At 69.5% G+C, this 19,133-nt stretch carries 16 protein-coding genes; 4 read left to right on the forward strand and 12 right to left on the reverse strand.

All coding sequences use genetic code 11. From position 1 onward, the window contains the following. Nucleotides 1–168: 168 nt before the first annotated feature. Both K8625_RS30960 and K8625_RS30965 read left to right on the forward strand, forming a co-directional pair. Nucleotides 169–1,452, forward strand: a complete 1,284-nt coding sequence (locus tag K8625_RS30960) for a P1 family peptidase (RefSeq protein ID WP_223784729.1) — start codon at nucleotides 169–171, stop codon at nucleotides 1,450–1,452. Between the two features lie 136 nt (nucleotides 1,453–1,588). Further along, nucleotides 1,589–3,289 (forward strand): hypothetical protein, encoded by a 1,701-nt coding sequence (locus K8625_RS30965; RefSeq protein WP_223784730.1) that lies wholly within the window; start codon nucleotides 1,589–1,591, stop codon nucleotides 3,287–3,289. An 11-nt stretch (nucleotides 3,290–3,300) separates the two neighbouring features. Here K8625_RS30965 and K8625_RS30970 read toward each other — a convergent pair whose 3' ends face one another. From K8625_RS30970 to K8625_RS30980, 3 genes are all read right to left on the reverse strand, one after another. Continuing rightward, complete coding sequence (locus K8625_RS30970) at nucleotides 3,301–5,058, reverse strand: DUF885 family protein (protein WP_223784767.1); 1,758 nt, start codon at nucleotides 5,056–5,058, stop codon at nucleotides 3,301–3,303. 35 nt (nucleotides 5,059–5,093) lie between these two features. Then, nucleotides 5,094–8,048, reverse strand: coding sequence for a DEAD/DEAH box helicase (locus K8625_RS30975; RefSeq protein ID WP_223784731.1), 2,955 nt, complete (start codon nucleotides 8,046–8,048; stop codon nucleotides 5,094–5,096). Nucleotides 8,049–8,117: 69 nt separating this feature from the next. Further along, entirely contained in the window at nucleotides 8,118–10,154 is a 2,037-nt protein-coding gene (locus tag K8625_RS30980) for a membrane dipeptidase (protein ID WP_223750209.1), read from the reverse strand. 271 nt (nucleotides 10,155–10,425) lie between these two features. Between K8625_RS30980 and K8625_RS30985 the strand changes: the two genes are divergently transcribed. Continuing rightward, nucleotides 10,426–11,880 carry an amidase gene (locus tag K8625_RS30985; RefSeq protein WP_223784732.1) on the forward strand — a complete coding sequence of 485 codons (1,455 nt, stop codon included), beginning with the start codon at nucleotides 10,426–10,428 and terminating at the stop codon, nucleotides 11,878–11,880. 149 nt (nucleotides 11,881–12,029) lie between these two features. Next, the gene (locus K8625_RS30990; RefSeq protein ID WP_223784733.1) at nucleotides 12,030–12,428 is read left to right on the forward strand and encodes a helix-turn-helix domain-containing protein; all 399 of its coding nucleotides are present in this window, start codon (nucleotides 12,030–12,032) and stop codon (nucleotides 12,426–12,428) included. 53 nt (nucleotides 12,429–12,481) lie between these two features. On the opposite strand, the gene K8625_RS30995 is transcribed toward K8625_RS30990, so the two are convergent. The 9 genes from K8625_RS30995 to K8625_RS31035 all read right to left on the reverse strand — a co-directional run bounded on the left by K8625_RS30995 (nucleotide 12,482) and on the right by K8625_RS31035 (nucleotide 19,117). Beyond that, nucleotides 12,482–13,051, reverse strand: a complete 570-nt coding sequence (locus tag K8625_RS30995; protein ID WP_223784734.1) for an imm11 family protein — start codon at nucleotides 13,049–13,051, stop codon at nucleotides 12,482–12,484. 3 nt (nucleotides 13,052–13,054) lie between these two features. Further along, nucleotides 13,055–14,359 carry an AHH domain-containing protein gene (locus K8625_RS31000; RefSeq protein ID WP_223784735.1) on the reverse strand — a complete coding sequence of 435 codons (1,305 nt, stop codon included), beginning with the start codon at nucleotides 14,357–14,359 and terminating at the stop codon, nucleotides 13,055–13,057. 77 nt (nucleotides 14,360–14,436) lie between these two features. Next, nucleotides 14,437–14,895: a hypothetical protein gene (locus tag K8625_RS31005; RefSeq protein WP_141329756.1), complete on the reverse strand. Its 459-nt coding sequence runs from the start codon at nucleotides 14,893–14,895 to the stop codon at nucleotides 14,437–14,439. Nucleotides 14,896–14,907: 12 nt separating this feature from the next. After that, entirely contained in the window at nucleotides 14,908–15,366 is a 459-nt protein-coding gene (locus K8625_RS31010) for a hypothetical protein (RefSeq protein ID WP_223784736.1), read from the reverse strand. Continuing rightward, entirely contained in the window at nucleotides 15,338–15,799 is a 462-nt protein-coding gene (locus tag K8625_RS31015) for a hypothetical protein (protein ID WP_223784737.1), read from the reverse strand. The genes K8625_RS31010 and K8625_RS31015 overlap by 29 nt, the downstream gene beginning before the upstream one ends. Before the next feature lie 9 nt (nucleotides 15,800–15,808). After that, on the reverse strand, nucleotides 15,809–16,243 hold the full coding sequence (locus K8625_RS31020; RefSeq protein WP_223784738.1) for a thioesterase family protein: 435 nt from the start codon (nucleotides 16,241–16,243) through the stop codon (nucleotides 15,809–15,811). A gap of 16 nt (nucleotides 16,244–16,259) precedes the next feature. After that, a complete protein-coding gene (locus tag K8625_RS31025) occupies nucleotides 16,260–17,579 on the reverse strand; it encodes a hydroxyacid-oxoacid transhydrogenase (protein ID WP_223784739.1) in 1,320 nt (439 codons plus the stop codon). 66 nt (nucleotides 17,580–17,645) lie between these two features. Further along, nucleotides 17,646–18,587 (reverse strand): serine hydrolase, encoded by a 942-nt coding sequence (locus K8625_RS31030; RefSeq protein ID WP_223784740.1) that lies wholly within the window; start codon nucleotides 18,585–18,587, stop codon nucleotides 17,646–17,648. Then, nucleotides 18,587–19,117, reverse strand: a complete 531-nt coding sequence (locus tag K8625_RS31035) for a choice-of-anchor Q domain-containing protein (protein ID WP_223750154.1) — start codon at nucleotides 19,115–19,117, stop codon at nucleotides 18,587–18,589. The genes K8625_RS31030 and K8625_RS31035 overlap by 1 nt, the downstream gene beginning before the upstream one ends. Between the last annotated feature and the right edge of the window lie 16 nt (nucleotides 19,118–19,133).

Below are 19,133 nucleotides of genomic sequence, written 5' to 3' on the forward strand. Positions count from 1 at the left end.
TCGTTGTTCAAGCCGCACAACGTCGTGTCCCCCACGGGCCTCACCTCGTCGCCGGGTCTGCGCGCGGACGGCACCGCGTTCTGACGCGGTGCGAGGGCGCCCGGAATGACGCGGGCGCCCTCATCCCCGCGCTACACGACCACCGCGCGGAGGAGTAGGAAGCGGTGCATGCGCACCCTGCTCTCCTCTTCCGTGCTGCTGTCGCTGCTGCTGACTCCCACGCTCGGCGCCGCCCAGGCCGAGCGCCCCAGGCCTCGCGCCAGGGACCTGGGCATCACCTTCGGGGGGCAATCAGGCCCCGTCAACGCCATCACCGACGTGCCGGGCGTGGAGGTGGGCCACACCACGCTCATCTCCGGCCAGGGCCGCATCGAAGCGGGCAAGGGCCCCGTGCGCACCGGCGTCACCGCCGTGCTGCCCCGAGGCAAGGCCAACGTGGGCGAGCCCGTCTTCGCCTCCACCTACGCCCTCAACGGCAACGGCGAGATGACCGGCACGCACTGGATTCAGGAGTCCGGTGAGCTCAACGGCCCGGTGATGATCACCAACACCAACGACATCAGCGCCGTGCGCGAGGCCGTCATCACCTGGGCGGTGAAGAAGGACCTCGCGTGGGACCTGGGCCTGCCCGTCGTCGCGGAGACGTGGGACGGCATGCTGCACGACGTGTATGGCTTCCACGTCAAGCCCGAGCACGCGCACCAGGCGCTCGAGACGGCGCGCACCGGCCCCGTCCCGGAGGGCTCCGTGGGCGGCGGCACGGGCATGGTGTGCCACAACTTCAAGGGCGGCATCGGCACCGCGTCGCGCAAGCTGCCCGAGTCCGCCGGCGGCTACACGCTCGGGGTGCTGGTGCAATGCAACTACGGCTCGCGCCGCCTCTTCTCCGTCGAGGGCGTGCCCGTGGGTGAGGAACTCGCGGACCAGCGGCCGTGCTTCCTCGGCTCCCAGAAACCCAGCAGCCCCATGATGCAGGCGGTGCCGTCCTGCGACGCGAAGGGCGCCCCGTCCAAGGTACCCAACCCCTTCGAGGGCGCGGGCTCCATCATCGTCATCGTCGCCACGGACGCGCCGCTCCTGCCCCACCAGCTCAACCGGCTCGCCCGCCGCGTGCCGCTGGGCATCGCCAAGATGGGCGGTCTGGGTGAGAACTACTCGGGCGACATCTTCCTCGCCTTCTCCACCCAGCACCTGAAGCCGCCGACCCAGGCACACGTCGCCAACGTGGCGGTGCTCGGAAATGATCGCCTCAACCCCCTCTTCGCGGCCACCGTCCAGGCCACGCAGGAGGCCATCCTCAACTCCATGCTGGCCTCCGACACCATGACCGGGGCGGACAACATCCGCGTCTTCGGCCTGCCGCACGACGGCCTGGTCAAGGCGATGAAGAAGTACGGACGGCTCAAGCCCGCCGCGCCCGCGCCGGCGACCCGCAAGACGGCGAAGCCCTGACCGGACTCGGGCGGCGGCTCGCATGGGCTCCAGGCGGCCACTCGGAGACCCACCCGCCGTCGCCCGGGCCACAGTCATTCTTTGTCATGCAAGTATCGAGTGACGACATTGTCACGTCCGTGATTAAGGAACGGGAATGCGCTTCTCGTTCTTCGCGACTTCCACCACCCTGAAGAAGCTCTATGCCCCCGAGATGTCCAAGGTCCTCCTGGCCGGAGGATTCAACGGATACTGGAACTTCGGGGACATCCTCATGCTGCAGGGCGCCGTGCGCTGGCACCTGGGGCGCAAGGAGTCGGCGGTCGTCTCCATCCACGAGCTGGGGCGGGTGCAGGACGCGCAGTACCTGCGTCAGCTCCCCGTGGTGCTCGGGACGGAGGACTTCGTCTTCTTCTCCGCGGACAGCGGAGACACCGCGTCCACCAAGGCGAGGGAGCTGGGCCTGGAGCCCGTCTCGCCCACGCGCCTGAGGGGCGCGGCCCGGCTGCATGTCTATGGCGGTGGCTACTTCAATGGCCGCTGGGGCGACGGGATGCTGGCGCTCGTGGAGTCGCTGCTGCACGCCTGGCTGCCGGGGCACTACGTGCTGTCGGGGCTGCAGGTCGGTCCCGAGTTCGCGAGCCGGCTGGCCGCGCACGCGCACCAATGGCAACCGCTGCTGCTCGGGTGTCGGGACCCCGAGTCCGTCCAGGCGTTGGTGGAGCATGGCGCCCCGGCGCTCCTGTCCGGGGATGACGCGCTCGAGGAACTGGACCGCGCGGCCCAGGAGGCCTCGCGTCAGGAGCCCCGGCCGAAGGCGCCCGGTCGCTTCGCGCTGCACATGAACCTGTCCACCTACGCGTATACGGACCCCGGCGTGGACCCGGACTCGCTGCCGCCTCCCGCCGCGACGATGAACGAGCAACTCCAGGCGCTGCGCGCGCACTTCGGCGAGGCCGCGGCGCCGGTGGTGCTCAATGCGTATATCGACGAGCGCCCCGTGGTGGAGGACAGCCTCGCGGCCATGCGCAAGACGGCCTTCACGGAGCACTTCCCGCAGGCGGACGTGGTGGACCTGGTGGGGCTGCTCTTCCAGGGGCGCCTGTCCCAGGCGGTGGAGCGCATCCGCGAGTGCGAGGCGCTCGTCGCGTCCTCGTACCACGTGACGCTGCTGGGCAAGGTGTCCGGCGTGCCCAGCCACCTGTTCGCCTTCAACGAATACTACCGGCAGAAGAAGGCGGGGCTGGCCGAGTCGGAGGCGTCGCTGAAGGACTTCCTCGAGGGCGGCCTGCCATCGTCGGTGGAGCGCGGCGGCGCATACATCGAGGAGCAGCGGAGGCTCCGGCGCGAGTGGCTGTCACGGCTGGAGGCGAGCCTCGCGCAGCCGGTGGCCAACGTGAACTGGGTGTCGCGCGCGGCGACGTGGCTGGAGGAGGTCCGCGCCGAGCTGCGGCAGGAGAAGCAGCTGCGCGCCGAGGAGACCCACGCGACGCGCTCCGCGCTCGAGGAGCTCCAGGCGCGCCACCACGCCCTGCTCGCGCGCTGCGAGGCGGGTGAGGCGCGGGTGAGGGAGCTGGAGCAGCAGCTCGCCCACCGGGACGCGGAGGGCACGGCGCTCAGGGGAGAGCTGCACGGCGTGCGCGAGCTGCTCGCGTCGAAGGAGTTCGAGCTCGAGTGCTCCACGAGGCGCGAGGAGGAGCTGCGCGCCAGCTACGAGGCCCTGCTCACCACCGAGCCGCCCCTGCGCCACCGACTGGTGGATGACCTGAATGACCGGCTCATCAAGTCCGCCGGAGGCCAGCGCGCGCACCGGGCCATCAAGCACCTGGTGCGCGTCACCGTGGGGCGCGGCAAGTAGCCCGCGCTCCCCTACTTCGCGAGGGCCTTCTGGCGGGCCACCCACGCGTCCACCTTGCGCTCGAGCACGTCGAGCGGCAGCGAGCCGCTCAGCAGCACCACGTCGTGGAACTCGCGCACGTCGAAGCGCTCACCCAGCGAGGCCTCGGCGCGGGTGCGCAGCTCGCGAATCTTGAGCTGCCCCACTTTGTACGCCAGCGCCTGTCCCGGCCAGGCGATGTAGCGGTCCACCTCGTTGGTGATGTCCAACGCCTGGCGGGGCGCGTTCTCCATGAAGTAGTCGAGCGCCTGCTGACGCGTCCACTGCTTCGCGTGCATGCCCGTGTCCACCACCAGCCGCACCGCGCGCCACATGTCGTACGAGAGCTGGCCGAACTTGTCGTACGGGTTCTCGTACAGGCCCATCTCGTCGCCGAGCGTCTCGCAGTACAACGCCCAGCCCTCGCCGTACGCCACGTAGTAGCCGAAGCGACGGAAGTCCGGCAGCGCCGTCTGCTCGGTGGCCAGGGACGTCTGCAGGTGATGCCCGGGCACGGCCTCGTGCAGCGTGAGGGGCACCATCTCCCAGTGCGGCCGCGTCTCCGGACGGTACAGGTTCACCAGGTACGTGCCAGGGCGCGAGCCGTCCGAGGAGCCCGCGTAATAGAAGCCCGTCGTCACGTCCGGCGCCATGGCCTCCGGCGTCGGCTCCACCGCGTACGGCTGACGGGGCAGCGTCTTGAACAGCCGCACCAGCAGCGGGTCGATCTGCTTGGCCAGGCTCCGGTAGCGCATCAACAAATCGTCACCGGTGCGCGAGTAGAAGCGCGGGTCCGTGCGCAGGAACTGGAAGAACTCCGGCAGCGTGCCCTTGAAGCCCGTGCGCTTCATGATGGCGTCCATCTCCGCCCGGATGCGCTTCACCTCCGACAACCCGAGCGCGTGGATCTCCTCGGGCGTCAGCGACGTGGTGGTGAACCGGCGCGCGAAGAAGCCGTACGCGGCCTCGCCGTCGGGGAACTGCCAGATGCCCACCGCCTCGGGCGCTCCGGGCAGGTACTCCTCGACCAGGAAGCGGTGGAAGGCACGCAGCGCGGGCACCACGCCCTCGCGCACCGCCTTCTGCCCCGCCGCCGCCAGACGCTGCTGGTCCTGGGCGGACAGCTTCGCGGGGAAGCGCAGGAAGGGCGTGTAGAAGCCGCTCTTCGTCGGGTCCTCCACCAGTTGCCGCTCGATCTGCGGCGGCACGCGCTGGAGGATGACGCGCGGGTGCACCTTCTTCTGGCGCACCCCCTCGCGCATCAGCGCCGTCACCTGCTCCACGTAGGTCCGAAAGCCCTCCAGCCGGGCCACCCAGTCCTCGTAGTCCTTCACCGTGTCGAAGCGCAGCGTGTCCGCGAGCTGGTAGGCCGTCTGCACGCCCGGAGGCTGGCGGATGCCCTCGGGGATGCCGCCCACCTGGTTGACGGGCAGCAGGTGCCAGCCGAAGCGGAACTCCTCCAGCCACGTCTCGTGCTCCTTGCGGAACAGGTCCAGGTTGAGCTGGTCCTCCTCGGACAGCTTCGCGCGGTCCACCTTCTTCAGCTGCTCGAGCACCTGGCGCGAGTGCGTGTTGTCCGCCTGGAGCGCGGTGAGGCTCAGGTCATCCCAGCGCGTGTTCCAGCGCCGGTCTCCGGCGACGGACGCGTACGTCGGGCTGCGCTCCAGTTGGTATTGCCAGTCGCGCTCGAGGATGGTGCGCAGCGTGGTGGCCGCGTCCTGCTTCTTGGCTTCGGCATCCATGGACAGCATCAGGAAGAACCCCAGGGTGAGTCCGAGCAACCGCTTCACGAGAACAGCTCCAGCAGGTCTTCACGGGTGATGGCCGCCGCGCCGCCGGCCTCGCTCAGCGCGGCCTCCATCAGCGCGCGCTTCTTGTCCTGCAGCCCGAGGATGCGCTCCTCGACGGTGCCCTGCGACACCAGCCGGTAGACGTTCACGGGCCGCTCCTGGCCGATGCGATGCGCGCGGTCCGCCGCCTGCGCCTCCGCGGCCGGGTTCCACCACGGGTCCACCAGGAACACGTGGTCGGCCGCCGTCAGGTTCAAGCCCGTGCCGCCCGCCTTCAGCGACATCAGGAGCACCGGCGGGCCGTCGTCCGCCTGGAAGCGCGCCGTCACCTCGCCCCGGTTCGCCGTGCTGCCGTCCAGCCGGTCGAAGCCGATGCCCGCGCGCTTGAGCGCCGGCTCGATGAGGTCCAGCAGCGACGTCCACTGCGAGAACACCAGCGCCTTGTGGCCCTCCGACACCGCCGTGTCGAGCGCCTCCACGAGCGTGTCCACCTTCGACGACGAGGTGGCCTTCTGCCCGGGCACCAGCGCCGGGTGGCACGCGGCCTGACGCAGGCGCAGGAGCGCCTCCAGCGCCTTGAGCACGCTGCCGCCCTCGTTGAGCAGGGCCACCACCTCCGCGCGCGTGGCCGCCATCACCGCGTCGTAGATGGAGCGCTCGCGCTCATCCAGCGACACGTGCATCACCGACTCGATGCGCGGCGGCAGCTCCGGCGCCACGTCGCGCTTGAGGCGGCGCAGCACGAAGGGACGGATGCGGCGGCGCAGCTCGCTCGCGGCGCCCGCGTTGCCCTCGGAGATGGGGCGCGCGAGCTTCTCCTCGAACTGCCGCCGTCCTCCGAGCAGGCCCGGGTTGGTGAAGTGCATCAGGCTCCACAGCTCGTCCAGGCGGTTCTCCAGCGGCGTGCCGCTGAGCGCCAGCCGGAAGCCGGACTTGATGCCGAAGGCGGCGCGCGCCACCTGGCTCTCCGGGTTCTTGATGGCCTGCGCCTCGTCCAGCACCACCATGGCCCAGTCCTGCGCGCCCAGCACCGCCGCGTCCAGGCGCAGGATGGAATACGTGGTGAGCGTCACGTCCGCCGCCGCGTCCAGCGCGCGGCCGGGGCCGTGGTAGACGCAGACCTTCAGCGAGGGACGGAAGCGCTTGAGCTCCGCCGCCCAGTTGGGCAGCACGCTGGTGGGGCACACCACGAGCGAGCCCTTTCCCAGGACGCAGATGGTCTGGAGCGTCTTTCCCAGGCCCATGTCGTCCGCGAGGATGCCGCCCAGACCCGCGCTCTTGAGGAAGCCCAGCCAGCTCACGCCCGTCTGCTGGTAGTGGCGCAGCGACGCGTTGAGCTCCTCCGGCAACACCGGCGGCGGCAGCTTCTCGAAGCCCTCGACGAGCGGCGCCAGCTTGTCCAGGCCCGGCGGAGGCGGCTGCTCCAGCGTCTCGCACAGCTGCGACAGCTGCGGCAGCGCGTGGTTGGACACGCGGCCATCCGACTGACGCGCGGCCAGGAGGTCCGCCACGCGCTGGCCGTTCTTCTCCAGCCAGGCGCGAGGCAAGGGCGCCCAGCCCCCGCCCACCAGCGGCACCAGGCCCAGCCCCTCCTGCCACGCGCGCACCACCGCGGCCGCGTCCACCGAGCGCGTCTCGCCGCCCTTGCCCCCCTCCACCTGGAAGTCGAGCGTGAAGCGCACCTCCGGCACGCCGAGCGCGTTGGTGGCACCCTCCACGGACAACGAGGGCTTGAGCCGCACGTCCGGGCTCACCACCGACGCGCCGTCACCGGCGAGGTCCCCGCCCCACCGCCGCAGCTTGTCCGCCCAGCGCACCATCTCCGGCCCCTGCACCGTCACCCGACGGCCCGGCACCAGGTTCAGCTCCTCGCGCAGCTCGTGCACCAGGCGCTGCTCCACGGCCTCGTCGCGCAGCGGCACCGCGCCGCGCAGGTACACCATGCGGCCGTTGTCGATGCGCACCGCCGGCGGCGCGCCGTAGACCAGCGTCGGCAGCACCGACAGCCCGGACTCCAACTGGTGCAGCTCCAGCAGGATGCGCGGCTTGAGCTCGCGGTCGATGGACGGCACCCGCTTCGTGCGCACGTCCACGGGCATGCGACGCCCCAGCTCCGGCAGCACCTTGGAGGTCAGCTCGCCGAGCTGCTCCGCGCCGTAGGTGCGGACGATGGGCAGGTTGTTGAGCCACGGGCCCGTCATGCCCGTCTCGCCCAGCCGCGCCAGCGCGTCCCCCACCAGCGCGACGCCGGGGCTCACCACCTCCGTCACGCGGGAGTCCCTCGCCACCGTCACCACCAGCTGCCCGCCACGCTCCTCCACCAGCGCCCGGGGCACGACGACCTCGTCGGGGATGGCCACGGGGCGGCCATCGAGCAGCACGTTGCGCGCCTGCACCAGGACCTTGAGCAGCGCCTCCAGCGTCTCGGGGGCCAGGGCGCCGCGCGTGCGGCGCTGCTCGAGGATGCGGTCGGCCAGCAGGTCGGCCTGCTCCACCTGGAGCTGCGCGGCCTGCGCCGGCTTCGCCATGTACGAGGCGAGGCTGCCGTCGAGCGCCTCCTCGCGTCCGTCCGCGTGGGCCAGCGTGCGCTTGAGCTGGAGGCCGTCGCCCGTGCGCGCGAAGTGGTACACCACGCGCGACCAGCGGGTGGCCGCCGTCTCCATGGGCGCGTCCGTCTTCTCCGCCTGCTGGAGCGACAGGGCCGCGGCCACCACGTGCTCGCACGGGTCCACGCGGCTGGGGCAGTCACACTCCCAGGCCTCGTCGGCCGGATAGAGCGTCACCGTGAAGGGAACCGGGCGCCCCGACGAGCGCACCCTCAGCTCCAGCTCGCTCTCCGTCTTCGACTGGAGGACCACCGCCCCGGCGCGGGAGAGGTTCACTCCGTTGGACCAGATACCGGGGCGGGCTTCCTTCCGGACGGCTTCGAGCAGTTGGACGGTGGCGGACATAGGGGATGGGAACTCCCTACGCCCCCGGGGTGCGCCGCGCAACGGCGATGCGCACCCCGGCCCCCCGGCTCAGCCGCAGGTCAGCGTCCAGCGGCAGCTACCCGACAAGCACTCCTTCCCGTACAGGCAGGTGGCCCCTCGGGCCTTCTTCGGCTGGCACTTGCCGCTGTTGAGACCCCAACCACAGTACTGCGTCGACGCGCAGTCGGCCTCCTCGTCGCAGATGCAGGTGCCGGAGCTGTTGCAGCCGGACGCGGTGCACGCGTCGCTGATGCACTCCTCCTTGAAGCGGCAGGACTCGCCCACGGCCTTGGAGTCCGGCGCATAGCGCACGCCGCACAAGAGCGGGTACTGCGTCTCGCGGGTGGCCTTGTCCACGTAGGTGGCCACGCCGCTGGTGTCGATGTCCGCCGCCGCGTCCGCCATGCCCGTGCGCGGGTTCACGGCGCGCTCCCACGTCTTCAGGAACGTCTCCGCCGAGCCCGACAGGCCCGCGGTGTTCGCGCCCACGCGGCCCAAATCCTTGAGCAGGTCCGGCAGGTAGCCCACGTGCGCGAGGCCGTACTCGTCGAAGCCCGTGCCCAGGCGCGTGGGGCCGGCGACGTTCTGCTGCCGCAGGTGCGCGTCCGCCTCCGCCTGGAACGTGGCCGAGCACGCGCCGTTGTTGCCGAAGCGCGGACGGGTCTGCTGGATGAAGCCGTTCAGGTCCGCGCCGAAGGCCATGGGCACCTTGAGGCCCTGGCGGCCGAACTCGACCGCCTGCGCCAAGGAGCGCGTGGAGCCGTGGCAGTTGTTGGCCACGCCCGAGCGCGAGTACGTGCGCGTCTCGTCATGCGCCGTGCGCAGGCCGAAGATGCCGCCCGTCTGGCGCAGGTAGCGCACCACCCACGCGGGCGTGGTCTTCTCGTCGTCCGCCAGCTTCGGGTTCATCACCTCGCGGAAGTGGCCGTGGGAGATGACCAGCGGGTAGTACGTGTTCGCCTGCGCCAGGGCGAAGGCGTCCTGCAGGCCCTTCTCCGACAGGTGCGCCACGTCGATGAGCATCCCGCGGCTCATCATCGCCTGCACCAGCGCCTTGCCGTCCGCGGTGAGGCCCTTGGTGTTGCGGCAGTTGCCCGCCGCGTCGCGGTACACGTCGAAGCCGAGCGTCATCGTGTCGGTCGTCACGCCGCAGTCGGTGTCCACGTGGCACGTCTCCAGGAACTGCGCGGCCTGGAAGATGGCGTTGTGCAGCGCCGCGCCGCCGAAGCGGTTGTCCAGCTGGTGCACCGGCTGGAGCGAGCGCACACCCAACGAATAGAAGCGGTCCAGCTCCGTGCGCCAGTCCTTGGTGCCGAACAGCTTGCTCGTCTCGATGGAGAGCACCATGGCGAGCTTGCCGGAGGCGATGATGTTGCGCGCGTGCGAGGGCGTCAGGGCGATCTCCACCCAGTCGTTGCGCGCGTCGAAGTCACGCGCCATCTGGAGTTGGAGCTCCACGTCCACCATCTCGTCGCACGGCCGCGAGATGTTCTGGTACGGCAACACCTTGCAGAGGAACTCGTTGCTGACCAGCGACACCATCACCAGCGACATGCCGCCCTGGTGCGCCTGCCGCAGCCACCCCTCCCACGACTGCTGATGGGCGATGGTGTCCCAGCGCGGCCACTGGGTGTTGACGGACATGCGGCCCAGGTGGATGCCGGTGTCGCCCTCGGTGCCCTCAATCTTGCCGATGAACTCCGAGCCCACCGCGCCGCCCAGGCCGAAGAGCGCCGCGAGCAGCGGGTTGCCGCCCAGGTTGATGCCTCCCGAGTTCGGGCACAGGTTGAGCAGGTTGCTCAAGTCCATGCGCACGCGGGCGTGGTCGCTCTCCGGAAGGCCGCCGTCACAGCTCGTCAGCGAGCCGGTGTGGCTGCCGTGGAACCAGCCACCGCCGAAGGCCTCCTCCGCGAACATGTGGTGGTGCAGCTCCGCGAAGCCCGGGGCCGTCAGCGGCTGGGATTCGGACTCGGTCGCGGGCGCTTCGGACGGCGCCTCCTCCTGCACGGGACCGCAGGCGAGCCCCAGACACAGGCTCAAGGGAAGAAGGGCCAGGACACCCTGGCGTCGATGACGCGGGGACATGAACATAAGCGGGGGATTCCTTCTCGGGATGCGGGCGGATGGCTCCGCGGCCGCGGTGGTGAGGATACTCCTCGCTCAACGCGCATTTCGAGCCGCGTCCGTGCTGCTTGAAACATTCGGTGACAGTTGTCGCCGCCTTGCGTCATCGGCTTCGCGTGGTGGTGCGGTGGCGACCCGGCGCGGCGCGCGCGAGCAGCGGCGAGAGGTGTAGCGGTATCCTCTCGCGCCGCACCTGGGCCGCGTCCCGTCGGCCGGTGCGCCACGAGGACTCATGCACCTGGACGACTACACGCGATACGACGCGCTGGGGCTGGCGGAGCTGGTGCGTCAGAAGGAAGTCAGCCCCGACGAGCTGCTGCGCGCGGCGCTGGAGGCCATCGCCCGCGTCAATCCGAAGCTGAACGCGGTCATCGACGTCCGGGAAGCCGACGCACGCGAGGCCTTGAAGCGGGGGGTGGCCGATGGGCCCTTCCGTGGGGTGCCCTTCCTCATCAAGGACCTGGTGGTGCACGCCGCGGGAATCCCCACGGAGCTGGGCAGCCGGCTGGCGCGTGGCCTGGTGCTCCCGCATGACACGGTGTTGATGGAGCGCTATCGCCGCTCGGGCATGGTGCTGATGGGGCGGACGAACACGCCGGAGTTCGGCAACAACGCGACCACGGAGCCGGTGACGTACGGCCCCACGCGCAACCCGTGGGACCTGTCGCGCAGCCCGGGTGGCTCGAGCGGCGGCTCGGCGGCGGCGGTGGCGTCGGGCATCGTCCCGGTGGCGCACGGCAACGATGGCGGCGGCTCGCTGCGCATCCCGGCCTCGCTGTGCGGTGTGTTCGGCATGAAGCCCACGCGCGGGCGCGTCTCGGTGGGTCCGGACGGGGGCGACGCGGTCAACGGCCTGGGCATCGAGCATGTCATTACCCGCTCGGTGCGCGACAGCGCGGCGATGCTGGATGCCACGCAGGGCGCGGCGCCGGGTGACCCGTACTACGCGCCGCCGCCGGAGCGGCCGTTCCTGGAGGAGGTGCGTCGGGAGCCGGGGAAGCTGCGCATCGCGATTTCACGCAAGGCGGCGTCGGGCGTGCCGGTGCACCCGGACAACGTGGCGGCGGTGGAGGACGCGGCGAAGCTGTGCGCGTCGCTGGGGCACGACATCGTGGAGGCCGCGCCCGTCTATGACGACGCGGTCCTGGTGGAGGCCATGGTGTCGGTGTGGTGCGCGAGCAACGCGGCGCTCGCGGAGATGCTCGGCGGGGCGCTGGGGCGCACGCTGGGGCCGGACACGCTGGAGGCCACGACGTGGGCCGCCGTGGAGCACGGACGGCGTCTGCGCGCGCTGGACCTGCAGGCGGCGTTCGCGGTCTTCAACCAGGTGAGCCGCGCGGTGGGCGCGTTCTTCGTGGACCACGACGCGCTGCTGACGCCCACCGTGGCCGTGCCGCCCTACCCGCTCGGCGTGCTGGACTCGAACAAGCCCATGGGCGCGGGCGAGTGGTACCGGCACGTCTTCACGCTGATTCCCTTCACGCCGCTCTTCAACGTGACGGGGCAGCCGGCCATGTCCGTGCCCCTGCACTGGAACGCGCAGGGTCTGCCCATCGGCGTGCAGTTCGTCGGCCGCTTCGTGGAGGAGGCCACCCTGTTCCGGCTCGCGGGCCAGTTGGAGCACGCCCGCCCCTGGTCCGTGCGCAGGCCGCCCGTGCACGCGGCGCGGGACACCTCCGCCTCCTAAACCGAGGTTCGTGATTCTCGATCAGGTTGGAGAGTAGGCGGGCGTGTAGCGAGCGGGAAGAGAGAGCAGGGGCACCTCTCGTTCGGCTCTGTGTGCGCAGAAGACCTGAGAGCGAGAAGGCCCTGCCCGAGGGTAAAGGTAGGCAGTGGATGAAGAGGAAGCAGCGCCGGGCGCTGCTTCGGTGGGCAGCCAAGAGTGGCTGCCTGCTCACCTATCGGAGCTGCGAGGCGGTCGCCGCGGTGGGACGAGGCGCCTCGTGTCGCGCTGCGGCTCGGTGGCTGGAGTGCGCGACCTCGACGGTGGTGGCGGCGGTGCGGAGGTATCGAGAGGGCGGACGCCATGCCCTGCGAGACAAGAGGGCAGGAAACGGACGAGCCATCCAACTGCTCTGGCGCCTGTCGAATGTCCACCGGCGGGCTCGCCGCATCCACCTCGCCCTCGACAACGCCTCGGTCCACTCCAGCAAGAAGACGTGCCTCGCCGCTCCTAACCGCCAGCGCTCCGCCAGTCCATCCCTGCGCCGCACCGACCTCAGGCGTGTCGTCTGAGGTCGTTCGAGAATCGCGATCGTTGGTTTAGCGACTGGGGCAGGCCCAGTGACTCAGACTTCCTCGAACTTCCCCCCCAAGATGCCGGTTGCCTCCAGGGCGTCTTTGACGTCCTCGTCGACAATGAGCGCGGGCCCCCAGCCCCACGTTCGGAACACACGCGCGTTCCCCACCTGCGACTTGTGGATCCGCATGCCGGCAACGGACCAGTATTCGCCAATCCGGTCGGCAAACTCCTCAGCGGTGCGGTATTGAACTTCTTCGCTGGCAGCATCATCGATACAGCGAATCGTCCGCGCCACATTGAGCACGAAGAAGGGACCCGACGCGCCCTCGACTGCCACGGGGAAGAGCTGAACATCCGCAGGAGCCCATTCGCGAAAGACAGACGCCACCCGTTCACTGACGACGGGTGTCCCCCCCGCCCCCGCGAATTCGATATCCAGGGGGATTCCGGGCCGGTGGAGGGGGACTCGTAGCCGCTCATTGACTTCGACCCGCGCCCCTTTCCGGAAGAGCCAGATATCGTCGATCTCCGTCCCCTCTGCATCGGTCGGATCCGAGAGATACCAACGCCCCTTCACATAGACGTCGACAGACAGGTTGAAGAATCGTCGCTCCACGACCTAGTCCTCCACGCCTTTCGCAATGAGCCTTCGGAGCCTCGACCCGTCCCGTACGAGGTCTCGGGCAATCCTGGCAAGCGCCTCACTCAACGCGACCCGGCATTGAGCAGGCCTACCACAACCTTGTGTTGCGAACTCCAGCATCCTGAAAACCTCTTCGTGGTACTCACGAGGATGGGGCCCCTGATGCCCCTTGATACGAACGAGATTCTCGGGGTCGCTCAGTTTCATCCCTGCTCGCGCGAATATTCGTTCGAACTGCGGCGTCCAGGGCCCACCGCTCGCATCCGAGACCGTGTTCTTGTCCGTGCAGATGTGATGCACGTTTCCCTCCGGGTCTCCCCGGATGCCTCCAACAGTCCCCGTCGCAGCTCCTGCCCCTGTTGCGGCCGCTGCGACCGCTGTTGGCGCCAGCGTCACGCTCAACACCCCAGCCGACGTGATGGAGATGGCCTGGACCTCGCCCGCCATGGCGCCCGCGAGCTGGAATCCCCCCTCCATCTGTGCCCGAGTTGCCGCGTGTGCGAAGCCCGGCATCCTGGGTCCCTGAGAGGCCATGGCGCTCTTGCCACCGAGCGCGGAGAGAGCAACGACCACCAGGACGCGGGCGACATTGTCTCCCAGCAATTTCCCGAAGCGATGTCCAACCCGCATGAGTTCCTGGACGGTCACCGCGTCGCGAGACTCATCCATGAGCCGCAGGAACCCTTGCCCCAGGTTCCAGACAGGCCCAGTCCCCAGATAGGCGATCAGGGATGCGGTGAGGGCTACCGCCACCAGCTTTGTCACTGGTTCGGGGGCAACCAGCATCACGAGGGCTGTCCCGATCATCGTCGTGACCATGGCGCGCAGAGCAGCGGCGTTCACCATTCCGCGAATCGCCTCTTCAACGCCCTCCCACACCGTGTCGAGGGCGAAGTAGAGCGCCATCATCCTCCGCTCCATGGCACCGAGCGTCAATCCACCGGCGAGCATGCTCATGCAGGTCAATGGCTCCTCCTGCCGCTGACAAATTCGCTCATAGGAAGAAGGCCGCGGCCGTATGCCATCGACAAGCCCTGTCGAGGACGCCAACAAAGCACGGTGGTCGTCCTGTTCATCTTCTCGGAAGGCAACGTCCAGTTGCATATCGAGGACGAGCCGAGTCACCGTGCGTTTGAATGCGTCCTCGTCAACCTCGACAGGGGCTGACTCGATGGGTTCGTACGTAATGACTTCGCCCTGTCCCGTCCTGAGATGGACAACGCGCGTCGACGCACACCCACTCGCCAATAACAACAGCGCGGCAATTCCTACAGCTCTCATGAGGCCCCCACTCTTGGCCGCCAGCGCATCGGCAGGCAAAGCGGGGAATAGCAACCCACGCCTGCGCCCTCAAGGGTTCATGTCATTGAACGCTGGGGCGGCAGGTATCGGCCGAGTCCATCCATCACCAGGGCCTCGATTCGGACCACGGTCCGGTCGGGCCCGATGACGAGCGTCTCGACGCGCTGGAACTGGGAGGTCTCACGCCGCCGCTCCTTGATTTCAGACCAGGGGATGAGCAGCGGCGGATGGAACGGTGTGAAGCTGGGCATCATCGCGAGATAGAGCCCCGCTTCACTCGCGCCCACCGTCAGGCAGCGGTTGTAGTGCGTCCAGCCCATCCGCCCGGTCGACATCTTCATGAACAGGTCCGGCCGGGGCGCGCTCGTCCGGTAGCGCTTCGCGAGCCCGGACCAGCCGCCCTTGACCGACGCGAAGAACGAGATGCCCACGAGGCCCAGCACGAACAACGGAGGAAACAGCCAGCCCGGTAAGGCCCCCGTCGCCAGCAGGAGCATGTCTCGTGACTCCAGCATCTGAATCCCTCCTCACTCGCCCCGGCGCGGAGCACGCGCCCAGAGCACATCCCAGGTCAGCTCCAACCCCGCGGAGCCGGGGGTCTCGATGACGACCTGCACCTCGGTGGCCGCCACCTGTGCCCCCTCCGCCCTGGCCCGATTGAAGAGCTGCTGGAGCAGCTTCGGCCCATCGACATACGTCGCGAAGAGGAACCCCGAGGCGCCCACCGGCGTCAGCGGCTCCGCCTCCGGAGAGTCCACCCCCAACCCCCACGCGGCCAGCAGCTCGTCGTACAGCTCATCCAGGTCATACAGCGGCGCATGAATCCCCAGCGCGCCACAGCCACACTCCCACCCGAAGCTCCCCGCCAGCGCGCCCTCCTCGAGCAGCCGCCCCTTCGCCGGCGCGGCGCACAGCCCGCACGACACCGGGGGCACCTCCCCCACCAGCTCCCGCTGCTCATCGAAGACGAGTCTGAACGCGTCCATCGCGGCCGTCCTCCAGGTAGGCAGTGAGCGACTCCATCGCGGACGAGGGAACGGTCAGCCGAAGGTGCGTCGGGCCGAGGAGGAGCGTGTCGGTCCACCGGAACAGGAACTTCTTGCGCTCCCACGCACGAATCTCCGACCAGGGGATGCGCAGCGGGGAATGGGAGAGCCGCAGCGGCAGGATGGGACACAGGTAGAGCCCTCGCGCGTCGCCTCCCATCCGGAGACAATTGTTATACGAGGTCCACCCCAACCGGGCCGAGCGCAACCACCGCATCGACTCGGGCGGGTCCTCGGTGTCCGTCGCGAAGTCCCGCGCCAGCCCACGCCAGCCACTCATCCACGACAAGCCCCACATCACGAACGCGAACCACAGCGCCGCGAGCGGCAGGATGAGCACGAGAGGGGGACCTGACAGGGACAGGGACGCCATGACACCTCCCTAGGCGGGCGCTACCAACCGCGAAAGCGCTTCTCTCAATCGCTCGGGAATCGCCGTGGACTTGCGCGTCTGTCGGTCCACGAACACATGGACGAAGTGGCCGTGGGCCGCGGCCTCCGCCTCGCCCTCCTTGAAGATGCCAATCCCATACGTCACCGAGCGCGTGCCCAGCTTGTCCACCCGCAGCCCCGCCCGGAGGCGGTCCGGATACGCGAGCGGCGCGCGGTACTGGCACTTCGACTCCACCACCAACCCGATGATGGGGCTCGTGTGGATGTCCAGCCCTCCCTCGTGGATGAGGAAGTGGTTCGCCACGGTGTCGAAGTAGCTGTAGTACGTGACGTTGTTGATGTGACCGTAGACGTCATTGTCCATCCACCGCGTGGTGATGGGCAGGAAGTAGGTGTAGCGCTCGGCGGTCTCGACGTCACTCACGGCACAATCCCTCGCATCACGGCGACCAGTATCCCAGGGCCTGCTGGAAGAGCCCTTCCAGCACCGGCCGCGTCATCTCTCGGGGCGCGTTCTGGAGCAGGCGCTGCTGGGGCAGCGCCCCCGATGCGAGCGCCGATACGTCCTCCTGCGTGTACCCCACCCCTCGAAGCCCGTTCGGCATCCCCACCGCGCGCATGATGCGGATGAGCTTGTCCGCCAGCACCTCGCCCGCGTCCCCAGGCCCCGCGCCCCGCGCGTCCGCGCCCAGCCACGTGGCCGCCTCCAGATGACGCTCCGGGCTCTCGGCCGCCGTGTAGCGGAACACCGCCGGCGCGTTGAGGATGACCGCCATGCCGTGTGGCACCAGCGGCTCCTCCTGGGGATAACCCGAGGGACGGAAGTCCCGCACCAGCCCCGCCACCGCGTACGCCATGCCGTGCGGCGCATGCACGCCCGCGTTGCCGAACGCGATGCCCGCCAGCGTCGCCGCCCACATCAACTGCTCTCGAGCCTCGTGGTCCGTCGCGTCCGCCACACCCCGCTCCAGATACAGCCCCATCAACCGCAGCGCCTCACGGCAGCCCAGATCACTCCAGGGATTCGCCCCCTGACTCATCGGCCGCAGCGTCGGACGCGCGGGCGCGGGCCGGCGCACATAGGCCCGGGCCGTATAGCTCTCCAGCGCGTGGGACAGGACATCCAGTCCACTGGCCGCCACGACCTCGCCCGGCAGCGTGGCGGTGCAGTCCGGGTCCACCAGCGCCTCGGTGGGCCGCAGCGCATTCGACGCGATGCCCGTCTTCGCGCCCAGCGAGCGCAAATCGAAGATGGTGATGCCCGTCACCTCGCTGCCCGTGCCGGACGTGGTGGGACACGCGATGTGGGGCTTGAGCGGCCCGGGCACCGGCCGGCCCTCGCCCACCGGCGCATTCACATACGTCAGGAAGTCGGACGGCCAGGTGGCGAAGAGGTTCGCCGCCTTGCACGTGTCGATGACGGAGCCACCGCCCAGGGAGACATAGCCATCCGGACGCAGGTCCGCGGCGAAGCGGATCGCCTCCAGGAAGGACTGGTCCGTGGGCTCGATGCTCACGTCCTTGAAGACGCCAATCTCCAGCCCCGCCGCGCGCAGCGACTCCACCACGGTGCCGAAGATGGGCAGCCTGGCCACCCCCGCGTCGGTGAAGAGCGCCACGCGCCGCATCCCGAGCGCCCTCGCCCTGTCCCCCACCTCCGACAGGCAGCCCCGTCCGAAGGTGACGCGCGAGGACTCCATGGTGAAGGCGGAGTCACATCCCTCCCCCACCTCCTGGTAGTGGCAGCACCCGAAGCCCATGACGTCCTCCCGCGAGGGTCCAAGCCGCAATCTACCGTGGCTCGACGCCCCAGGGGCGCGCCGTCGTCAGCAGTCGTAGTCGGGAGGTGTCCCCCCGTCCTCGATGACCACCGGCGCGGGGCCGCCCTGCTTCGCCAGCGCCTCCCCGCAGTCGAGCGATGCCTCCCCCGACAGCGTGCGGTAGAGCACACATGACGCGCGCTCGACGAAGAACGCCTGACGTGGCCAGTCCGGCCCGCGCGCCACCAGGATGGCCACGGTGTAGTGCCCGCCGTCCGGCAGCCGCACCACGCCCACCTCGTTGAGCACGTTGTAGCGCGCGTCGTCCGAGCAGCACCCCGGAGGCAGCCACCCCGCCTTGTGCCGCAAGCTCGCGCGGGCCTTCGCCGGCAGGCGCGTGCCCAGCCACCCACCGCAGCCCTCGCGAGGCGTCAGCTCCATCCACTTCAACAGGCGCGACGTCGGCCGGGGCTTCAGCAGCTCGCCCGCCGCCAGGCGATGGAGGAAGGCCACCGCGTCCGCCGCGCAGAGGTAGTTGTCGTTCCCCATCACCTTCGGGGAGTTGGTGGCCCAGCGCGGCTTGCCGTAGTTCCACTTCGTCAGCGCGGTGTTCTTCACCTCGAGCGAGCGCAGATAGTCGTTGATGGCGTCCGGCCCACCCACCAGGTCGATGACCGCGCCCGAGGCCTCGTTGTCCGAGGTGCGGAAGACCTTCTCCGCCAGCGGGGCCACCTTCTTCTCCTCGGCCTTCTTCAGCGCCGCGGCCACCCAGAACACCTTGGCCGAGCTCGCGGAGATGTGCGGCACCGTGTCCGAGAACCCGGCGTACTCCCCCGTCCTCGAGTCCCGCACCGCCAACGCGATGTCCGAGCCCGGCGACAGGCTCGCCGCCTCCGCCGCCAGCGAGTCCACGACGGACTGGAGCGAGGCACGCGCGGGGCCCGCATCCGTCGCCTGAGCGGTCCCCACCGCGAGCAGCCCCAGCACCAACGCTCCCACCCGAAACATCAGCGCTCCACCTGGGGCTGCGGCGTGACGAGCGGAATCCCCGCGGCCGCCACGTACGCGCCGTAGTCATAGGGAGGCAGGCGCTGGGCGCCGTCGTAGTCGAAGTCCACCACGCCGGTGAGCGTCACGCCCTTGTCCACCGCGGCCGAGGAGGCCAGCAGGTGGAAGTCCTTCGCCGCCGCGTCCCTGAAGCCCGCCGCAGACAGCTGCGTGGACACCAGGTTCGCCCTCGCGAGCAGGTCCAGGCACGCCGTGTTGTTGCCATTGCCCGCGTGCGTCGTCGGCGCGCCCGCGACGATGTTGTTGGAGAAGGTGACGTTGAAGCGCGTCCCCGTCCGGGCTCCGAGGATGATGTTGTTCATCACCAGCGAGCCGCCCAGGCCCTGGAACATGATGCGCTCGGGGCCCGCGCTGGAGCCATCCACCCAGATGGAGCCGCTGCCAGCGCCGATGAGCTCCGAGCACCCGCCCCCCACGACGAGGACTGCCCATCCCACGGCCGCAGTGAAGATGCTCGAGCGAGTCGTCATGGACCTGCTCAATACA

This window comes from Myxococcus sp. AS-1-15 (genome assembly GCF_020037055.1).
GTDB lineage: Bacteria > Myxococcota > Myxococcia > Myxococcales > Myxococcaceae > Myxococcus > Myxococcus fulvus.

Excerpts from the sequence above, each read along its gene's own strand:
- K8625_RS30960 (WP_223784729.1), top strand. The coding sequence starts at position 169 with ATGCGCACCCTGCTCTCCTCTTCCGTGCTGCTGTCGCTGCTGCTGACT.
- K8625_RS31010 (WP_223784736.1), bottom strand. The coding sequence starts at position 15,366 with ATGGACGCGTTCAGACTCGTCTTCGATGAGCAGCGGGAGCTGGTGGGG.
- K8625_RS30985 (WP_223784732.1), top strand. The coding sequence starts at position 10,426 with ATGCACCTGGACGACTACACGCGATACGACGCGCTGGGGCTGGCGGAG.
- K8625_RS30980 (WP_223750209.1), bottom strand. The coding sequence starts at position 10,154 with ATGTCCCCGCGTCATCGACGCCAGGGTGTCCTGGCCCTTCTTCCCTTG.
- K8625_RS30975 (WP_223784731.1), bottom strand. The coding sequence starts at position 8,048 with ATGTCCGCCACCGTCCAACTGCTCGAAGCCGTCCGGAAGGAAGCCCGC.
- K8625_RS31030 (WP_223784740.1), bottom strand. The coding sequence starts at position 18,587 with ATGTTTCGGGTGGGAGCGTTGGTGCTGGGGCTGCTCGCGGTGGGGACC.
- K8625_RS30965 (WP_223784730.1), top strand. The coding sequence starts at position 1,589 with ATGCGCTTCTCGTTCTTCGCGACTTCCACCACCCTGAAGAAGCTCTAT.
- K8625_RS30970 (WP_223784767.1), bottom strand. The coding sequence starts at position 5,058 with ATGCTGTCCATGGATGCCGAAGCCAAGAAGCAGGACGCGGCCACCACG.
- K8625_RS31025 (WP_223784739.1), bottom strand. The coding sequence starts at position 17,579 with ATGGGCTTCGGGTGCTGCCACTACCAGGAGGTGGGGGAGGGATGTGAC.
- K8625_RS30990 (WP_223784733.1), top strand. The coding sequence starts at position 12,030 with ATGAAGAGGAAGCAGCGCCGGGCGCTGCTTCGGTGGGCAGCCAAGAGT.
- K8625_RS31035 (WP_223750154.1), bottom strand. The coding sequence starts at position 19,117 with ATGACGACTCGCTCGAGCATCTTCACTGCGGCCGTGGGATGGGCAGTC.
- K8625_RS31015 (WP_223784737.1), bottom strand. The coding sequence starts at position 15,799 with ATGGCGTCCCTGTCCCTGTCAGGTCCCCCTCTCGTGCTCATCCTGCCG.
- K8625_RS31005 (WP_141329756.1), bottom strand. The coding sequence starts at position 14,895 with ATGCTGGAGTCACGAGACATGCTCCTGCTGGCGACGGGGGCCTTACCG.
- K8625_RS31000 (WP_223784735.1), bottom strand. The coding sequence starts at position 14,359 with ATGAGAGCTGTAGGAATTGCCGCGCTGTTGTTATTGGCGAGTGGGTGT.